Origin of the sequence: Streptomyces sp. NBC_01214, from assembly GCF_026340975.1 — a bacterium.
GTDB lineage: Bacteria > Actinomycetota > Actinomycetes > Streptomycetales > Streptomycetaceae > Streptomyces.
In genome coordinates, this window is the sequence record NZ_JAPEOS010000002.1 from 562,265 (window position 1) to 580,179 (window position 17,915).

Sequence of the window (17,915 nt, forward strand, 5' to 3'; positions counted from 1 at the left end):
GGCGGCACGCTGGCTCCATGGCCGTTGACCGGTTAGGTGACAACCACCAGACCACCGACCGCTGTTCCGTTTGCGGGCGGGGGGCAGGTGACGAGACCCGTTGGGTGCTGCTCTCCCAGCATCAGACTTCACAGGGACAGGTGGAGTACTGCGCCGCGGAATGCGGATGCATCGTGATCATGCTCGACGGTCACCTGATGCACGCCTTTCAGGAAACTTAGCGCGATCATTCACCAGCATCTTTCCCCGCCGACGCGAGAGCGGCGACTATTTCTTTCATGCATAAACACTCTGCATGGCGGCCGATGGGTGCTTTCTTCGCGCCCCTCTCTAGTGGATTCGAATTCCCCGCAATACGAAACCCCGAAAACCTTTCCGCGTGGCGCGCACTGAGCTACGATTTCATCGTCATTCAATTCCCCCAACGGAGGATGATATGGAAGAGCAAACGGAAGAGTTCTACGAGACGCCTTCCCTCGTGGAGGTCGGCGAGTTCTCCGAGGACACCCTGGGATACAAGGGATCCATCTGGGACAACTTCCTCATGTATAACACCTGAGGAGAGTAGTCGTGCGCACCGGGTTCGTAGTGGTACCCGACACTGCTGAGGCGGAACTGGCCAGCAAGTCTCACCCCTTCGTATCCCCGAAGGTAATTTCTCATCCTTCGGGCCGGCCGTGGGTGGTGGGGAATTGGCATTCCGGCGACGTCGTGTCTGCGCAAGCGGGCCCGGTGCGGGTGGTGGTGATCGGCTATTGCACGGTCACCACCGCCAGGCTCTCCGACTTGGCCAAGCGGGTCCGGGAACTGGTGGACGTCGACCGGCTCACCGAATCCCTTCACGGCAGCTTCCACCTCATCGTCTCCGTCAATGGGCGAACCCGCGTTCAGGGAAGCCTGGCCGGTTTTCGCCGTGTTTATCACGCACGTCTTGGAGACGTCCCGCTCGTTGCGGACCGCGCCGACGCGCTGGCGTGTATGACCGCCGCCGACATCGACGAGGAAGCCCTTGCCGTGCGTGTGGTCTGTGGCGCCGCGCTGCCTCCGCCCGTGAGCGAGCAGAGCATGTGGGTGGGTGTGCGCGCCGTTCCCCCGGACCACTATGTGGCGCAAGAGAACCATTCCGCGCGGGAGACCCGCTGGTGGCACCCACCTGCCCCGGATGTGCCGCTTGAGCATGGGGCCCTGCTGGTACGCGAAGCGCTGCTGGCCGGCACCGCCGACCGGCATCCCACGCACGGGCGGCTGAGTTCCGACCTGTCCGGAGGGATGGACTCAACGTCCCTGTGTTTCCTGGCGGCCCGCAGCACCTCGGACCTCCTCACCTTCAGGTGGGCCGAGGCCGAAGCAGGCAACGACGACTCATCGTTCGCCGCCCACGCGGCCCAGTCGTTGCCGCATGCAGAACATCTGGTGGTGCCGCAGAGTGACCTTCCCGACATTTTCGCCGACCACGACAGTGAGGCGGACACCGAACAGCCCTACCTGTTCAGTCGCACACTCGCCCGAACCCGCTACAGTGCCCAACTCCTCGCCCGACACGGGGCACGATGGCATCTGGCCGGCCACGGAGCCGACGAACTGTTCTACAAGTTCCCCGGCTATCTGCACCGTCTGCTACGGCGCCACCCAGTGACGGCCGTGCGCCACCTTCGCGCACATCGAGCCTTGAGCCGCTGGCCACTGGCTGCGACAGCCGGCGAGTTGCTTCGCTCGAGCAGCATCACGCGCTGGTGGCACGATCAGGCCGACGGGATCACCAACGCCGCGCTCCCCACGCGATTTCCTCCCCTGGAATGGGGGTTCGTGCCACTGAGGGCCCCGGAATGGGTCTCAGAAGAAGCCGTGAGCGCAACACGCGCAGTGCTGAGCCGCACCGCACAGACCGCCCAGCCCCTGGCTCCAGACCGCGGCCAACACCAGTTCCTGCACGCCCTGCGATCAAGCGGCCCTGCGTATGCACAGTTGGCCCGCGTATACGCCGAGGCCGGAGTACAACTGCACGTCCCCTACCTGGACGACCGCACGGTCGAGGCGGCACTGAGCGTGCGCCTGCACGAGCGGATCACCCCTTGGCAGTACAAGCCCCTGCTGGCGGCATCGATGCGCGGGATCGTGCCGGACAAGATCCTCGGCCGCCAGACCAAGGGGGAATTCAGTGAGGACGTACGCGTAGGGCTGCGCCGCCATCTGCCCGCCATGCTGAGAATGTTCGACGATTCAGCCCTGGCCGATCGCGGCTTGATCAACGTTGACGTACTGCAACGGACGCTGCTCGCCCCGCAGCCCGACTCGTCTCGTCACCTCGCGCTGGAGCGCCTGGTGGGCTGCGAAACATGGCTCCGCGGGGTGACCACGATGAAGTCTCGGAGGAGTGCCGATGTCCGTGTTCCTGCATCGTGACGTGGCGTTGACCGACACCGACGACGGGGTGGTGCTGCTGCAGCAGCGCACCGGACGGTACTGGCAGCTCAACCGCACCGGGGCCGGCGTCCTGACCCGGCTTCTTGCCGGGGAACACGCCGGCAATGTGGCCTCGGAGCTGGCAGCCCGTCACGGGCTCAGCCGCGAACGAGTGCACAACGACATCACCACACTGATAGACCAACTCCGCACTGCCCGACTGGTGGAGGCGCCATGAGCTCGCCAGTGGCGATGCCCGAACGACAGAGGCTTCCTGTGCGCCGGTGCCTTGTCCCCTTGACTGCCGTAGGCTGCGCCCGGATCCTGGCCAAGTTGAGCCCGGCCCGACTGCGATCGATCATGCGGTTTCTGAGGCGGGGTGCGACGGGGGCCACAGCGGAACAGGCCCTTCGTGCCCGGAATACCGTCACGGCCGTGAGTGTGCGGTGTGCCGGGCAGGGATGCCTGCAGCGATCAATCGCGGTTGCGCTACTGTGCCGCGCCAGGGGGGTGTGGCCCACATGGTGTACTGGCGTACGGACGAATCCCTTCGCCGCCCATGCCTGGGTCGAAGTCGATGGCCAGCCCATCGGCGAGCACTACCCGGCCGGTCATTTCCGCCCCCTGCTGACCATCCCCCCACACGTCAGCAACGCACGACATGGTGCTAACCGTTGACCTGGACGGCGCTCTGTTCACCGTCACCGCGGCTGTTGCCTCAGCCGGTCCCCGGGCATCTGCCCTGTGATCGGCCGTGCAGCGGCAGGCAAGATCCGGCGCTCTGTGTCGGAGGACGGCGGAGGCCCACCGTGTTGAGGGCAATCGCAGACGTTCTTCGAACCATCGGCGGAGCAATCGCTACCGCTCACGGACACCACTGACAGGCCAGTCGCGCGGTGACGTGCTTACCGCCCCAAAGCCCAAGCCCGGCTGGTACCCCCGTCCAGCCGGGCTTGCGTCTGCCCGGCCGTATCGGTCCTGTTCGACACCGCGAGCAACTGGATCACTCGTCACGTATCTCTCCCGCACTCCGCGTCCGGCCCTGCCCCTGTGCCGCTCGTACCAGTCGGACTGGTACGAGCGGCACGTTCGTGTGGCCGCAGTAGTCGGACGGGCATCCGGTGGCGGCTTGGGCTCACCTTGGCTGGACCTCTACCGGAGGGGGCTGGCAACGGCCGCCGGAAGCAGAGCCGGAAGCGCCGGAGCACCCGTATATCTCGCCGTCAAGTTTCTTGACGTCAAGATTGATGTGCGGCAGGCTTCCGTCATGTATCTCGACGTCGAGATACATGGACGGTGGACGCGGTCGAAGACGGGGGACTGGGATGCGGCGCGGCGGGCGGATCCGGAAGGCGCGGCAGGGGGACGGCGGTCTGCTGGCGCAACTGCGCCGGCCGCCCGGCGGCCGTGACGCGCGGATCATGCTGCTCACCCAGGCGCTGGACCGAGCGGGCACCGGCGTGTGGGCCGCGTCCTCCGTCCTCTACTTCACCTTCGTCGTCGGCCTCGACGCCGGGCAGCTGGGCCTGCTGCTGGGTGCGGCCGGGGTGGCGGGCATCGCCGGATCGCCGCTGGCGGGCCACCTCGCCGACCGCTTCCAGGTGCGCACCCTGCTGATCGGCTGCCACCTCGTCCGCCTCGGGGCCCTCTGCGTGCTGCTGGTGGTCACCGACTTCGGCCCGCTGCTGCTCCTGTTCGCCGTCACCCACCTCGGGGACCGGGCCGCCAAGACGCTGGAGATGCTCTTCGCCACCCGCGTCGCGGGCGAGCGGCGCTCCACCTACCAGGCCCTGTCGCGCAGTTCGGCGAACGCCGGATACGCCCTCGGCGCGGGCCTCGCCGCCATCGGACTGGCCGTCGGCACCCGCGGCGCCTACCAGGTGCTGATCCTGGCCAACGCCCTGTCGTTCCTCGTGGCCGCGGCCCTGGTCTGGCGCACCCGGGAGCCGGACGGCCGCGGGCTCGTGGTCGCCAGGCCCGGAGCGCAGGAGGGCGCACCGGCGGCCGGGCCCAGCCCCTGGCGGGACCGCGGCTACCTGCGGTTCGTCCTGCTGGACATCCCGATGAACCTGGACGACTCGATCCTCGGCGTCGGGGTGCCGCTGTGGCTCGTCGGCCACACCACGGCCCCGCACGCCCTGATCCCGGCCTTCCTGGTCATCAACACCGTGCTCGTCGTCGCCCTGCAGCTACGGGTGTCGGCGCGGGTCCGGGACGCCCGCCAGGCGGCGGGCGCGGTCGCCCTGTACGGCCTGACGACGCTCGCCTGCTGCGTCTGCCTGGCCGCCGCCCCCGCCGGCGGGGCCTGGGCCGCCTCGGTGGTCCTGCTCGCCGCGGCCGTGCTGGCCACCGCGGCCGAGCTGATGCGCTCGGTGAGCTCCTGGGAACTGGCGGTCTCCCTCGCGCCCCGGGAGGCGCGCGCCTCGTACCTCGGGGCGGCCGGCATGGCCCAGTCCGTCCAGAAATCCGCGGGTCCGCTGCTGCTCACCGGCGCGGTGATGGCGGCCGGCCCGGTCGGCTGGCTGGCCCTCGGAGCGGGGGTGGCGGGCCTGTCCCTCGTCCAACGCCGCGCTTCCCTCAGGCGGTTGGACCGCCTGAGTGCCGCACCCGAGTCCGTGACGGCCTAGGTGCCGGGCTTGCGCCCGTACACGTAGACGTCCTCGCCCTGCCCCAGCAGGTTCCAGTACGCCTTGGCGTCGGCGGAGCGCATGTTCACGCACCCGCCCGAACCGGGCGGGTTCCACATGCTCTTGGTGGTCGAGTGGAACGCGATGCCGCCGTCGAAGAACTGCGCGTACGGCATCGAGACGTTGTAGAGCGTCGACCAGTGATCGATGTTCCGGTAGTAGATCTTCTTCAGGCCGGTGCGGGTCTCCGTGCCGTCCTTGCCGGTGCGGACCGGGACGGGCCCGTACTTCAGGGTGGCGCCGTCCTGGATCCAGCTGAGCTGCCGCGTCAGGTCCACGCAGGCGATCCGCCCCCGGTTCACCGGGCAGTCACCCGCCCTGTTCGGGGTGGTGCCGGCCGCCCGTTGGGCCAGCATCGTGCTCATCGTCTGCCAGGTCAGCGGCCCGGCGTAGCCCTGGGTCGGGGTGATCCCGTGGGTCGCCTGGAAGGAGCGGATCGCCGTGCAGTCGGCCGCCGACTGCTTCCCGTCCACCGGCCGGCCGAGGAACTGCTCGACCTGCCGCTGGTACGGCCCGGTGGTGAGGTTGCAGGAGGCGGCGGCCTGCGCCGCCCCACCTCCCGTGACCACCACCGGCAGCGCGAGCGCGACCGCCCCGCCCAACACCGCCGCCCGCGCCCCGAACCTCGTACCCATCCGGTCCTCCCCTGCTCGCACAGCACGTCCTCCGTGTTGAATGCCCGGAAAACAAGCAGGGGTTGCCTACGGCGGGGGCGTAGTTTTCGTCAGCGTGCGCCCATGGCCGAAGCCGGCATCCGCCGCTCCGCGCGCGCCGCGTGGGACCCGTACAGGGTGATCGACACGACCCCGAGCACCGCCAACAGCGCGATGCCGACCGTGGCCGCCCATCCGGCCCCGTGGTAGGCCAGGGCGCCCAGGGTGCCGCCCGCGCTGGAGCCGAGGTAGTACGCCGACTGGTAGAGCGCGGAAGCCTGCGCCCGGCCCGTCTTCGCCGTCCGGCTCACCGCGGCGGAGGCCACCGCGTGCCCCGCGAAGAAGCCAGCGGTGATCAGGACCAGCCCGGGCACGATCAGTGCCAGGGAGTCGGACAGCGACAGCAGCAGCCCGAGCGCCGTGGTCGTCACGGCCAGGTACAGCGCGCCGCGCCGCCCGGCGCGGGCGACCAGCTTGCCGGCGGCGGCCGAGGAGACCGTACCGACCAGGTAGATCAGGAAGATCGACCCGACCACGCCCTGGCCGAGCGAGAACGGCTCGTCCACCAGCCGGTAGCCGATCACGGTGTAGACCGCGCCGAAGACCGTCATGAACAGTGCGCCGATCCCGTACAGGCGCAGCAGCAGCGGATCGCGCAGATGACCGGCGACGGTACGGCCCACCGCGCGCGGGTTCAGCGACGCCGGGCGGAAGAACCGCGCCCGGGGCAGCAGCACCAGGAAGGCCACGGCGCACGCCAGCGCCATCAGGGCGACGGCCAGCAGGCCCACCCGCCAGCCCCACAGCTGCGCGGCCCAGCCGGTGACGAGCCGGCCGCTCATGCCGCCGATGGAGTTGCCCGCCACGAACAGGCCGATCGCGGCCACCAGGGCCTTCGGCTTGACCTCCTCCGCCAGGTACGCCATCGCGGAGGCCGGGATCCCGGCGATCGCCGCGCCCTGGACGGCGCGCAGCGCCACCAGCCACTCCACGTTCGGCGCGAACGGCACCAGCAGGCCGACGCCGACGGCGATCACCATCGAGTACGTCATCATCCGGGTGCGGCCGAACCGCTCGGACAGTGCGCTCAGCGGGAGGACGAACAGTGCGAGCGCGCCGGTGGCCGCGGACACCGTCCAACTGGCCCGGCCCGCCGTCACCCCGAAGTCGGCGGAGATCGCGGGCAACAGCGCCTGGGTGGAGTAGAGGAGGGCGAACGTCGCGAGTCCGGCGGCGAAGAGCGCGAGGCTCATCCGGCGGTAGCCGGGGCGGCCGGGGGAGAGGGGCTGCGGTGCGAGGGACGACGGGGTGGAGGCACCCGGGATGACGGGTGCCCCGGTATGAACGGGAGGCATGCTTCGACGGTAGGCCTGTCGTTTTCATGCGTCCAATGCATGGAATCGCGATAATCGATCCACTGATGCATCAACCCAGCTCAGAGGCGTGGATGTCGATGAACCGTTACGTAGAAGACATGGCTGTGACAACTTTGCTCGCGCCGCGGCTGGCGTATTTCGTCGCCGTCGCCCGCCACGAGCACGTCACCCGGGCCGCCCACGAACTGGGCGTCCCGCAGTCCACCCTGTCCCGGGCCATGGTCCGCCTCGAACAGGACCTCGGCGTCACGCTGTTCGCCCGCAAGGGCCGTACGGTCGCCCTCACCACGGCCGGCCGCACCTTCCTGGCCTCGGCCGAGCAGGCCCTCACGGAGATCGACCGCGCCGCCGAATCCGTACAGCAGGACGCCGATCCGGCGGCCGGCAAGGTGGCCTTCGGCTTCCTGCACACCCTCGGGTCCGAGACGGTACCCGGCCTCATCCGCGCCTTCCGCGCCGACCACCCGCGCATCCGCTTCTCCCTCGTCCAGAACTACGGCGAGGCCATGTTGGAGAAGCTGCGGGCCGGCGAACTCGACCTGTGCCTGACCTCGCCGCTGCCGGACGCCCCCGACCTGGTCGCCCGGCGCCTCGACGAACAGCGGTTGCGGCTGGTGGTCCCGGACGACCACCGGCTCGCGACCCGCAAGCGCATCCGCCTCGCCGAGGCCGCCGAGGAAACCTTCGTCACCCTGGAGCCCGGCTACGGCATGCGCCGCATCACCGACGCCCTGTGCGCGGAGGCCGGGTTCACCCCGAAGATCGCCTTCGAGGGCGAGGAGGCCGAGACCCTGCGCGGCCTGGTCGCCGCCGGTCTCGGCGTGGCCCTCCTGCCGCCCCCGGCCGTGGCCCGCCCCGGCGTGGTCGAGCTGACGGTCACCGCCCCGCGCGCCGTCCGCGAGATCGGCCTCGCCTGGCTCGACGGCCACCCCGACACCCCGCCGGTGGCGGAGTTCAAGCGCTTCCTCCTCTCCCGCCGCGGCCGCCTGATCCCCGAACTGGAACCCCTGCCCTAAGACGGGTCCGCAAAGTCCCGCCTGCCCCGCGACGCCCGGCACCGCACCGCCACGCCGTGAACGGACCTGCCGCTCCCGGCCAGGCCGGGTACGCACGGGCATTCAGCCGGCCTACCAGATCGCCACCGTCTAGCTGGCAGGACCGAACCTCGGTGCCATCCACATCTGGTCAGCCAGGGAATCCGAAAGGAGCGGCTTGCCGTCGAGCTTCCCGGAGGCTGCCCGGTCACGCGCTTCTGCGTCGTCGACCCGCCTGAGCAGCGCGTACGTGAGCAGGTCCTGGTACGGCTTGTACTGGAGCTGCAGCGGTGGCGCCATGTCGTCGAAGGACGCGGCGAACGCCCGTGGAGACCGTGCCAGTTCCCGCAGTACCCGGTCCGCTGCGCCGTCGCCGCCGAGGCCGGGCGCCAGGGCTGCGCAGACCCGAACGCCTTCGTGCGGGTCGGTCAGCCATGGGCGCGTGTCGCCGCCGAGGCGGCCGATGGTGATCAGAATGGTTGCCAGCTCGTGCGAGCATGCGGCGGCGGCCCGGGCCATCGACGTCAACTGCACCAGCAGCGCCGGACGTTGCGACGAGGTCGAGGGGTGCCGGGCCAGCGCCCCGACGGCGGCCGCCGCACAGGCCCTGCGGTTGCCACGTTCCGAGGCGAGGTGTGGCAGCGTCCGCCGCAGAAGCGAGGGAGCCAGGTCGAAACAGGCGAGTGCCGCCTGATCGAGGACGAGTTCGCCCAGCTCCGTGCAGTCCTGCCACATCCGGTCCCGGGCATCGACATCGGCTGACAGGTATCGGGTGGTCCAGGCCCGCAGCTCCGGGGCACGGTTCTCGACCCGAGCGCGGATCTCCGCAGCCCGGTCGCCGAGGTCGGCGGCGACGCCGACCGCATGCAGGTAGGCGAGCATGGCGTCCGGCATGGAGGGATCGTCGGGCCACGGCAACGGATCGTCCAGCAGTTCGGCGACGAGCAGCGCGGTGGGCGCCGTCGACGGCCAGGCCTTGCCCTCGCGGCGGAGCGTCGTCGACCAGAGGTGCGCGTACCCCTCGACGAAAGCCGCTGCATCGTCGTCAAGGAGCGCTGCCAGATGCCGCGGCGTATCGCAGGCGGGCCCGAGGGCATGGAACAGTCCGGACCAGTCCACGTCTTCCGTGCGATCAACCACGACGGGATGGTGTCACGACGGCCCGAGCCGACGAGCACCGGGCGGACGGCCCGGCCGGGCCACCGCCCGAAAACTGATGGCAGGCCGCGGCTGCGGCGCGCAGGATTGCGGGACCGTCGGGGTCGAGGGGGAGGTTGTGTGGACGTGTTCGCGTGCGCCGGGTGCGGTGCGGAGCTGACGGCGCCGGTCTCCAGGGTCGCCCTTCCCGTCCACACCTACTACGGGGCGTGGGAGGAACTGCATCCCCCGCTGATGGAGCCGGCGACGTACGCCGTCGAACCCTGGCCCACCGGACCGCCCTGGCGGTCGTGGGGCGAGGTCGGGGAGGAACGGGCGGCCGAGCAGGGGGTGTTCCTGCCGCAGTCGGTGTCGTTCGGGTCGCGGGGCAGGATCGTCCTCGCGCCCGGCGACTCCCGGCGCATGGTCTTCGTCCCCGAGAAGTGTGCGGGCTACTGCATGGGCATCGACGGGCGTGACGGCCCCAACCTGGCGTGCGAGCACTGCGGGCGCGCGGTGGCGACGCGGATGGACGACTGCGGGCTGTGGCAGACGGTGTGGCTGGAGCCCGACGCGGTCCGCCGCCTCCCCTCGGGCAGCCCCGCGGTCCCGGTCCCCGACTGGGACGAGCTGGACCTGGAGTCGTACGCCGTGGCGCCCGTCGAACTCGACGGTTCCTGGAGCCGCCGCTGGGAGGCCGCGGTCCCGGTCGCCCTCGCGCACCTGGTGGTGGCCTGCGAAGGCCGCCCGGTGGCGCTGCCCGGCCCCCTCGCCGAGTTGCTCGGCGACGCCGTCGCCGGCTACCTGCCCGCCGGGCCCCCGGTCCTCACCGCGCGCCTCGCCGGGCCCGGGACGCCCGCGCACCGCCGCGGCGGTGACGTCCTCCTCGTGCCCCGCCATCCGATCACGGGGGAGCCGTGGCGGCCCCCGAACGGCACGGCGCCGATGGTCCCGCTGGACATCGCGGTCTGGGCCCGGCTCGTCCTCCCGGGCGAGACTTCGCCGCTGCCCGCGTCCGGCACGCTGCCGGAAGGCGTCCTGCGTGACGACTACCCCCTGCCGCTGCACCCGCGGGGCGGGTTCCTGCCCCACGGCCGAGCCTTCCAGGACACCCTGGCGCGCCTCCCCGGCATCCGCCGCCCGGAGCTGCGCGCCTACTACGACCGGTACGCCAGGACCTAGCTGGGGCCGCCCGGGTCCGGCGGGGCCGGGGGCGGGGGTGTGGGTGGGGCGGGGGGTGTGGAGAGCAAGTAGCCCGCCTGGAAGCGGGACTTGGCGCCGACCGCGCGCATGATCTCGGCGATGTGGCGCTGGCAGGTCCGCTCCGACATGCCCAGGCGACGCGCGATCACCTTGTCCTCCAGTCCCTCCGACAGCAGCCGGACGATCGTCTGCCGCAGCTCGTCCGAGATCGACCGGGCCGCCTCCGGGCTCACCGACGTGGGGAAGGGCTCCGCACCCACCCAGGAGCGCTCGAAGGCCGTCGTCATGAAGTGCACGACGCTCGGCTCCCGCACCACCAGGGCCGCCCCGTTGCGGTCCGGCACCGCCATCACGCCCGTGTGTTCGTCGAAGATCAGCATCCGCATCAGCCCGTCGCCCAGGGTCCGCACCTGGGCGCCCAGCGCCGTCACCCGCTCGACGTACGCCGCCGTGGGCCGTGAGTAGCGTGCCGTGTGCTGGTAGATCGTGCGCATCCGGACCCCGCGGGTCAGCAGCGACTCGTCCCGCCCGATCGACTCCTCCAGCGTCTCCAGCGGGCGGCCCCCGCCCGGCTGCGAGGTCAGCAGCTCCCGCCCGCACGCCGCGACCAGCTCCGCGATCAGTCCCCTTACCGCCCCGAGGTCCGTGACCAGCTCCAGCCGGCCCGATCCACTGAGGTCCCGCTGCGCGGTCCCCGCCTCGTACGCGGGCACCAGGGCCTCCAGCCGCCCGCGCAGCCGGTCCATTTCGTCGTGGGTCTCCCGTACGAGCAGGGCCAGCGGGGCCAGGGCCCGGGCGGCCGCGGCGCGGGGGGCCACTGCGCTCCAGCGGTCCGGTGCGTCGCCCGGGGCCCGCTGGAGCAGGTGCGCGGCGGCCAGCTCGGTGATCGCCGCGGCCGCGCGCACGCCCAGGGCCCCGGTGGCCTCGCACAGGTCAAAGGCGTGCCGCTCGACGGCGTACGCGTACAGGCGCCGGGCGGCGGGGCTCAACTCCCCGGTCGCTGCGGCCGGCCCGGATTCCTCGGCAGGCATATGCGTATGCGTCCCGAGATATCCATGTTTATAAACCCCTCGTGTTCCCGCAAGGCGGCAAGACGACGCCTGGACGGCCGCCGTCGGCATATGCCGAAGCGGCACAGTGGTCAGCACGGCGTGAGGGGGAAGCGCGGTATGCGGCAGCGGACACCCAGGCGAGGACGGGGGCCCGTGTCCTGCTGAGCCCGCGGCCCGCCGTAGTGGTCGCGCCGGATCCGTCGGTGCCATCCGACCGTGAGGGGGCGGAGCGGCGGGTACGGACGGTCTGGCGCGACCTCGAAGGACGCGACCTCGAAGCGTGCGAGATCGAGCGTGCGACCTCGAAGCGTGCGGGCCCGTCAGCCGGCGGCCGGCTTCGCGTAGTCGCTGTAGCCGGTCCAGTCCAGCGCAACGCACGGCTCGTCACCCAGGACCCAGGCGTCGTGCCCGGGGGCGATCTGGATGAAGTCGCCCGGGCCGATCTCGCCGCTCTCCCCGTCATCCATGACGATCTTCATCCGGCCGCTCACGACGTACCCGGTGTGGGCGGAGAGGCAGCTGTCCGTGCCGGCCAGCGGCTTGATGTGCAGCGACCAGCGCCAGCCGGGCTCGAAGACCGCGCGCCCGACCGCCCCGCCCTCGGTGTTGAACAGGTCCAGCCTGCCGGTGCCGGCCTCGAAGGGCCGCGTCTCGTCGGGCTCGTCGAAGTTCCTGTGGAGCAATCCGCCCATGACCGGTCGCCTCCGGGAGTCGAGCAGCGCCCCGAGTCCACTTCCCACGATACGCGTGCCGCGCCGCGCCGCGCCCGTGGATCACCGCCTCAGCGACCTCCCGAAGCCCGAGGCCAGCGGCATCCGCAACCCCAGTGGCGGGGGCGCGGCCAGGGCGTCCGTCACCGGCCGCGAGTACCGTCCGGAACAGACCGCGCCCAGGACGAAGTCCACGGCCAGCGCCACCACTTCCGGCTGGTGCTCGCGCAGTCCGTGCCCGTCCGAATGCACCTCGAAGCGGCACGTCGACCGGTTCGCCTTCTTCGCGCGCGCCGCCAGCCGAAAGGAGGCCTCCGGGTCGCTGCGCGCGTCGTTGGTGCCGTGCACGATCAACACCTGCCGCCCCGACAGCTGTTTCACCGGTTCGGGGCAGTCGACCCGGGCCACCGCTCCTAAGCAAGGGGCGATCGCTACGACCGAGTTGACGGCCCCGTGTCCCGCCGCCCGCAGGGCGGCCAGGCCCCCCGCGTCATAGCCGACCAGGCACACCGGCACGTCCCCGTACCGCCGCACCGCCTCGTCCGCGGCCCACCCGGCCTGCTCCTCCCGGGCGGCGTCCCCGCCGTGGATGACCAGGTGCGTGACCAGCCCCTCCGCCCCGCCCGCCCGGGCCAGCGCCCGCGCGAGCGGACGCACGGGACCCGGCGAGAACCTGGAGGCCCCGGGAAGCAGGAGCACCACCCCGTTGACCGTGCTTTCCGACGAACCCGAGCCGGTTCTCGCGCCGGCCGCCCGCCCCAGGCGGGCCCCGCGCGCCGGCGGCGCATGCTGTGCCATGGCGGAACAGTCTCAGACCTTCAGGTGTACGCCATCCGTCCGCGCGGTCTCTGTTACATATCGACGCCCGCCGGGGACATTCCGCTCTACGCGCGTAGGAGTAGAGTGCGCAGATGACGAGCGAGACCCCCAACCTGCCGACCCCGGATCAGATCCGTCGTTCCCCGAAGGTGCTGCTGCACGATCACCTCGACGGTGGACTGCGTCCCGGGACCATCATCGAGCTGGCCCGCGAGGTCGGCTACGAGAACCTCCCCGAGACCGACGCCGACAAGCTCGGCATCTGGTTCCGCGAGGCCGCCGACTCCGGTTCCCTGCCGCGCTACCTGGAGACCTTCGCGCACACCTGCGCGGTCATGCAGACGAAGGCCGCCCTCTTCCGGGTCGCCGCCGAGTGCGCCGAGGACCTGGCCGAGGACGGCGTCGTGTACGCCGAGATCCGCTACGCGCCCGAGCAGCACCTGGAAGCCGGCCTGACCCTCGAAGAGGTCGTCGAGGCCGTGAACGACGGCTTCCGTGAGGGCGAGCGCCGCGCGAAGGCCAACGGCCACCGCATCCGCGTCGGCGCCCTGCTGACCGCGATGCGCCACGCCGCCCGCGCGCTGGAGATCGCCGAACTGGCCAACCGCTACCGCGACAACGGCGTGGTCGGCTTCGACATCGCCGGCGCCGAGGCCGGGTTCCCTCCCACCCGCCACCTCGACGCCTTCGAGTACCTCAAGCGCGAGAACAACCACTTCACCATCCACGCGGGCGAGGCCTTCGGCCTGCCGTCGATCTGGCAGGCCCTGCAGTGGTGCGGCGCCGACCGCCTCGGTCACGGCGTGAAGATCATCGACGACATCGAGGTCGCCGAGGACGGTTCCGTGACCCTGGGTCGCCTGGCCTCGTACGTCCGGGACAAGCGCATCCCCCTGGAGATGTGCCCGACCTCGAACCTGCAGACCGCCGCGGCCGCCTCGTATGCCGAGCACCCGATCGGTCTGCTGCGCAAGCTGCACTTCAGGCTCACGGTCAACACGGACAACCGCCTGATGAGCGGCACCAGCATGAGCCGCGAGTTCGAGCACCTGGTCGACACCTTCGGCTACACCCTCGACGACATGCAGTGGTTCACCGTCAATGCGATGAAGTCCGCGTTCATTCCTTTCGATGAACGACTGGCCATGATCAATGAAGTGATCAAGCCCGGTTATGCGGAGCTGAAGTCGGAATGGCTGTTCCAGCAGACCGCTTCCACCAGCGGTTCCGTCTCGGCCTAGGCCACGGCTTGACCTAGCGAGAGCGCCCGGGAGGGAGAATTCCCGGGCGCTTTCTCGTATTTAAGGATGTTTGCGGACGGGGGTTTGAAGTGACTAGTTTGCGGAGCCGCTCAATTCCCCGTCGCAAGGACAACTCTTCATGAAGAAGTCAGCTGCCAAGACCCTCGGTACCGCCGTTCTCGGTGTCGCGTTCGCTGCGGTCGCCGCCGGTACCGCCTCCGCCGCCGTTCCGGCGGTCGGCCTCACCGACGCGCTGGGCTCCGCCGCGGGCATGCTCCAGGGCGCCACCAGCCAGCAGCAGGTGGGCGGCGAGGCTCAGCAGTCGAGCGACCCCACCAGCCAGATCACCGGAGCCCTGACCCCGCTGACCGGCGCCCTGAACGGCCTCGGCAGCTGAGACTGCTGCCGCTGCGACGCGTACACGTGTGCGGTGGGTGCATGCCCTTTCGACCGGGTATGTGTCCCGCCGCGCCGTGTGCCACGATCGCCACCAACTGCCCGCCGACGTCTTGGGTATGAGGTTCTCGGTCATGCGCATGAAGGCACGAGCGACGATGGTCGCGCTGGTCCCCACCCTGCTGTTCGCGGCCGTGGGGTGCAGCAGTACGCACACCCCCGCGACGGACAAGGCCCCCGATCCCCAGGGCTCCGCCGGCAGCGCCTCCGCCGCGCCCGTAGCCCCCGCGCCGGCCGGCACGGCGACGGGAGCGGCCGCGCCGAAGACCGGTGGCAGCAGGCTTGAGCGGTCCGCGCTGGCACAGGGCGACCTGCCCGGCTACCAGGTGTCCGCCCAGGGCAAGAACCCCAATGCCCCGGACGGCCAGCCGCAGGCCGACAAGAAGGCCTGCCAGCCGCTGGCCGACATCATGGGCGACGAGCCGGACCCGTCCGCGCGCGAGACCCTCAGCCGTGGCATCGGCTCCCAGAAGCAGGTCGGGCTGGCCGTCTCCGCCTCCGTCAGCTCCTACTCCGCCAGCGACGCCAAGGCGCTGATCGCCCGGCTCAAGGCCGCCGTCGCCGCCTGCGGTACGGGCTTCTCCGCCAAGATCGAGAAGCAGACCGGCGCCTACCGCGAGGTGCGCCCCGCCGACTTCCGCGCGGGCGGCGACGAGAGCGTCAGCTGGACCATGACCGCCGCCGCCGAGGGCGTGTCGGCGCAGGTCCACCTGGTCGTCGTACGCGAGGGCGACACCGTCGTGCGACTGATGGCCCTCAACGTCGCGGCGGCCCAGCAGAAGGCGCAGGTGCCGCAGGAAGTGGCCGACAAGCAGCTGGAGAAGATCCACAAGGTCCAGCAGGCCGGCTGACCGGTCGACCGGACGACCGGACGACCCGCCGGCCGCCGGACTACCAGGCGGCCGAAGCGGACTTCTCGTTCGGCAGCAGGACCCACAGCGCGATGTAGATCAGGAACTGCGGGCCGGGCAGCAGGCACGAGACGACGAAAATGGCGCGCATCGCGTTCGTGGAAATTCCGAAACGCCGCGCCAGTCCGGCGCAGACTCCGCCGATCCAGCGGCCGTCACGGGGGCGGACCAGGGCGCTCATAAGACTCTCCTTCGTCGGTACCGCTTTCTGCGATGACTCAATACTCCCGCTGGACCGCCGACAGGACGTCGGTCCAGGGGCCGAGCCCGACCCTGGAAATCTTCGGGGTATCCCCCTGATAAACGGTGTGTGAGCGCCTCAGCCGGGACCGCAGCGCCGGTACGACGGCCACGTGCGCGAGCACCACGCCGACGGTGTTCAGCAGTACCGAGTCCACGTCCACGACCTGCCCCGGAACCGCGGTCTGAAGCATCTCGATGCACACCGAGACCAGCGCACCCGCGGCAGCCGTCCGGACCAGCGAGGACCACGCGGACAGGGCCGACGGCGCGAGCCGTCCGCTGATCAACGGCACCAACACACCGAGCGGGGCCAGCAGCGCGAGCCCTTCGCCGATCTGCCGGGCGGCCTCCAGCGGGCCGAGGGCCAGGTCCGCCGTGATCCCCTCCAGCGGACTCAGATTGGCCGCAGCGGCCCAGGGCACGTCCAGCGGCCGCAGAGTCAACCAGCCGACGACCACGAAATGGGCGGCGAGCAGGACCCCGGCCAGGAGTCGGAGACGGAGGTGGATCGCGGTGGCGGCGCTTTCGCCGCCCTCTTGACGCTGCACACCTGCGAGGACGCATCACCCGGTAGCCCCGGTTCCGGCCCGGAGGGGGGTGTGGCGGGGAGCACCCGACCGCACCCGACGGGCTGCGGACCCGGCGTCCGGGCAGGTCAGCGCGTGGCGATGAGGACGATCAGGAGCAGCGCACCGACCAGGGCGGGCGCGATGATCTCGTACGACCAGCGCACGCGCACACTGCCCTGCGCGCCCGGGCGCGCGGCGTTCAGCTCGGCCAGCCCCTGGAGCTCGTCGACGATCCGGTCGGCGTTGGCCCGCATCGGTTCGGAGGCGGCGGAGGAGGTGCGGGACCGCGCGGCGGGGCCGCCCGAGCTGCCCGGGTCGCGGCGGTCGATCGCGTTGCGGCGCATCTGCTGCCGGTGGGCCTTCTTCCGTTCCCGCAGCGAGACCGGCACGGACCAGAGCTGGTACTTCGACCCCTCGGCCAGCACCTCGGCCGAGTAGCCGGCGCGCACCGCGTCCACGGCCGCCCAGGGCAACTCGATGATCCGGAAGGGGTTCCGCACGCGCATCCGGTTCTCGTTGGCGAAGACGGCCGGGCGGATCGTGAACGCGACGATCAGCGGTACGGCGCACAGCGCCACCGCCAGTCCGATCCACGGGGTGTTGCCGGAGCCCCGCAGTACCGCGTCGCCGCAGAGCCAGGCGATCAGCGCGAGCAGCAGTCCCCCCGAGACGATGCCCATGGAGGATCGGTAGACCCGGTCTGCGTACACCGGTTCGTCGGTCGGCTGCTGGCTGCTCATGGGGTCGATTCTGCCCCACGCCCCCTCAGCCCACGAGATCGGCGTACAGGATGATGTTGTCGGGCCGGTGGCCGTCGGTGAGCTCGCCGCCGCACGTGATGACGCGCAGTTCAGGGCGGGCGGTGTCCCCGTACACCTTGGCGGTCGGGAACTCCTTCTTCCCGACCTGCTCCAGCTCCCGGACGCGGAAGACGGCGGTGGTGCCGTCCGCCCGGGAGACGGTGATCTCCTCGCCGGTGCGCACGCGCGCGACGTCCCCCAGCACGGCCGGGCCGCGTGCGGTGTCGAAGTGGCCGATGAGCACGGCGGGACCGGTCTGGCCGGGCGTGACGCCCTTCGTGTACCAGCCGATCTTGTCGGCGTCGGTCACCGAGGGCACCTCGACGGTGCCGTCGGCGGCCAGCCCCAACCCCAGCACCGGGGAGGCGTCCACCCCGGCCGAGGGGATCCGTACGCGGACGGGCTCGGAGGCGGGCATCGGGCCCGCGGCCGGGGCCTCGGCCGGAGCGGCGGAGGCCGGGGTGACGTGCGGGGCGGGTGTCGGGCCCGCGGCGGGGGCGCCGCCGCAGCCGGTCAGGGCGGCGAGGGCGAGCGGGGCGAGCAGTGCGGTGGCGCGGAGGGCGGCGCGGGACATGCGGGGCTCCTGAACGGGGACCGGCGGGCCACCACGAGGATGGCCCG

At 71.1% G+C, this 17,915-nt stretch carries 20 protein-coding genes; 10 read left to right on the forward strand and 10 right to left on the reverse strand.

Going from position 1 to position 17,915, the window contains the following annotated elements:
• The first annotated feature begins 436 nt into the window (after positions 1-436).
• From OG594_RS27485 to OG594_RS27505, 5 genes are all read left to right on the forward strand, one after another.
• On the forward strand, positions 437-559 hold the full coding sequence (locus OG594_RS27485) for a lasso RiPP family leader peptide-containing protein (RefSeq protein ID WP_266604172.1): 123 nt from the start codon (positions 437-439) through the stop codon (positions 557-559).
• Between the two features lie 11 nt (positions 560-570).
• On the forward strand, positions 571-2,403 hold the full coding sequence (locus OG594_RS27490; RefSeq protein WP_266604174.1) for an asparagine synthase-related protein: 1,833 nt from the start codon (positions 571-573) through the stop codon (positions 2,401-2,403).
• Positions 2,381-2,641 carry a lasso peptide biosynthesis PqqD family chaperone gene (locus tag OG594_RS27495; RefSeq protein WP_266604176.1) on the forward strand — a complete coding sequence of 87 codons (261 nt, stop codon included), beginning with the start codon at positions 2,381-2,383 and terminating at the stop codon, positions 2,639-2,641. Before OG594_RS27490 ends, OG594_RS27495 begins: the two co-directional genes overlap by 23 nt.
• A gap of 14 nt (positions 2,642-2,655) precedes the next feature.
• Complete coding sequence (locus tag OG594_RS27500; RefSeq protein ID WP_323185399.1) at positions 2,656-3,081, forward strand: lasso peptide biosynthesis B2 protein; 426 nt, start codon at positions 2,656-2,658, stop codon at positions 3,079-3,081.
• 647 nt (positions 3,082-3,728) lie between these two features.
• Positions 3,729-5,030, forward strand: a complete 1,302-nt coding sequence (locus tag OG594_RS27505) for an MFS transporter (RefSeq protein ID WP_266604181.1) — start codon at positions 3,729-3,731, stop codon at positions 5,028-5,030.
• Here the strand turns inward: OG594_RS27505 and OG594_RS27510 are convergent.
• Positions 5,027-5,725: a L,D-transpeptidase family protein gene (locus OG594_RS27510; protein ID WP_266604183.1), complete on the reverse strand. Its 699-nt coding sequence runs from the start codon at positions 5,723-5,725 to the stop codon at positions 5,027-5,029. The genes OG594_RS27505 and OG594_RS27510 overlap by 4 nt on opposite strands.
• Before the next feature lie 89 nt (positions 5,726-5,814).
• Positions 5,815-7,098: an MFS transporter gene (locus OG594_RS27515; RefSeq protein ID WP_266604185.1), complete on the reverse strand. Its 1,284-nt coding sequence runs from the start codon at positions 7,096-7,098 to the stop codon at positions 5,815-5,817.
• A 62-nt stretch (positions 7,099-7,160) separates the two neighbouring features.
• On the opposite strand from OG594_RS27515, the gene OG594_RS27520 reads away from it, so the two are divergent.
• Complete coding sequence (locus tag OG594_RS27520) at positions 7,161-8,135, forward strand: LysR family transcriptional regulator (RefSeq protein ID WP_266606595.1); 975 nt, start codon at positions 7,161-7,163, stop codon at positions 8,133-8,135.
• Positions 8,136-8,264: 129 nt separating this feature from the next.
• Here OG594_RS27520 and OG594_RS27525 read toward each other — a convergent pair whose 3' ends face one another.
• On the reverse strand, positions 8,265-9,293 hold the full coding sequence (locus tag OG594_RS27525) for a hypothetical protein (protein ID WP_266604187.1): 1,029 nt from the start codon (positions 9,291-9,293) through the stop codon (positions 8,265-8,267).
• A gap of 138 nt (positions 9,294-9,431) precedes the next feature.
• Between OG594_RS27525 and OG594_RS27530 the strand changes: the two genes are divergently transcribed.
• Complete coding sequence (locus OG594_RS27530) at positions 9,432-10,472, forward strand: hypothetical protein (protein ID WP_266604189.1); 1,041 nt, start codon at positions 9,432-9,434, stop codon at positions 10,470-10,472.
• Here the strand turns inward: OG594_RS27530 and OG594_RS27535 are convergent.
• The 3 genes from OG594_RS27535 to OG594_RS27545 all read right to left on the reverse strand — a co-directional run bounded on the left by OG594_RS27535 (position 10,469) and on the right by OG594_RS27545 (position 13,053).
• A complete protein-coding gene (locus OG594_RS27535) occupies positions 10,469-11,524 on the reverse strand; it encodes a helix-turn-helix transcriptional regulator (RefSeq protein WP_266604191.1) in 1,056 nt (351 codons plus the stop codon). The genes OG594_RS27530 and OG594_RS27535 overlap by 4 nt on opposite strands.
• Before the next feature lie 341 nt (positions 11,525-11,865).
• Positions 11,866-12,237 (reverse strand): cupin domain-containing protein, encoded by a 372-nt coding sequence (locus OG594_RS27540; protein ID WP_266604193.1) that lies wholly within the window; start codon positions 12,235-12,237, stop codon positions 11,866-11,868.
• Positions 12,238-12,318: 81 nt separating this feature from the next.
• The gene (locus tag OG594_RS27545; RefSeq protein ID WP_266604195.1) at positions 12,319-13,053 is read right to left on the reverse strand and encodes an alpha/beta hydrolase; all 735 of its coding nucleotides are present in this window, start codon (positions 13,051-13,053) and stop codon (positions 12,319-12,321) included.
• Between the two features lie 113 nt (positions 13,054-13,166).
• Here OG594_RS27545 and OG594_RS27550 point away from each other — a divergent pair, with 113 nt between their 5' ends.
• From OG594_RS27550 to OG594_RS27560, 3 genes are all read left to right on the forward strand, one after another.
• A complete protein-coding gene (locus OG594_RS27550; protein ID WP_030012057.1) occupies positions 13,167-14,315 on the forward strand; it encodes an adenosine deaminase in 1,149 nt (382 codons plus the stop codon).
• A gap of 139 nt (positions 14,316-14,454) precedes the next feature.
• Positions 14,455-14,712 carry a hypothetical protein gene (locus OG594_RS27555; RefSeq protein ID WP_266604197.1) on the forward strand — a complete coding sequence of 86 codons (258 nt, stop codon included), beginning with the start codon at positions 14,455-14,457 and terminating at the stop codon, positions 14,710-14,712.
• 133 nt (positions 14,713-14,845) lie between these two features.
• Entirely contained in the window at positions 14,846-15,622 is a 777-nt protein-coding gene (locus tag OG594_RS27560; RefSeq protein WP_266604199.1) for a hypothetical protein, read from the forward strand.
• A 40-nt stretch (positions 15,623-15,662) separates the two neighbouring features.
• Here the strand turns inward: OG594_RS27560 and OG594_RS27565 are convergent, their stop codons facing one another.
• From OG594_RS27565 to OG594_RS27580, 4 genes are all read right to left on the reverse strand, one after another.
• A complete protein-coding gene (locus tag OG594_RS27565) occupies positions 15,663-15,863 on the reverse strand; it encodes a PspC domain-containing protein (protein WP_030012491.1) in 201 nt (66 codons plus the stop codon).
• A 37-nt stretch (positions 15,864-15,900) separates the two neighbouring features.
• The gene (locus OG594_RS27570) at positions 15,901-16,473 is read right to left on the reverse strand and encodes a VanZ family protein (protein ID WP_266604201.1); all 573 of its coding nucleotides are present in this window, start codon (positions 16,471-16,473) and stop codon (positions 15,901-15,903) included.
• Positions 16,474-16,580: 107 nt separating this feature from the next.
• On the reverse strand, positions 16,581-17,234 hold the full coding sequence (locus OG594_RS27575; RefSeq protein ID WP_266604203.1) for a PH domain-containing protein: 654 nt from the start codon (positions 17,232-17,234) through the stop codon (positions 16,581-16,583).
• A gap of 25 nt (positions 17,235-17,259) precedes the next feature.
• Positions 17,260-17,868 (reverse strand): class F sortase, encoded by a 609-nt coding sequence (locus tag OG594_RS27580; RefSeq protein ID WP_266604205.1) that lies wholly within the window; start codon positions 17,866-17,868, stop codon positions 17,260-17,262.
• Between the last annotated feature and the right edge of the window lie 47 nt (positions 17,869-17,915).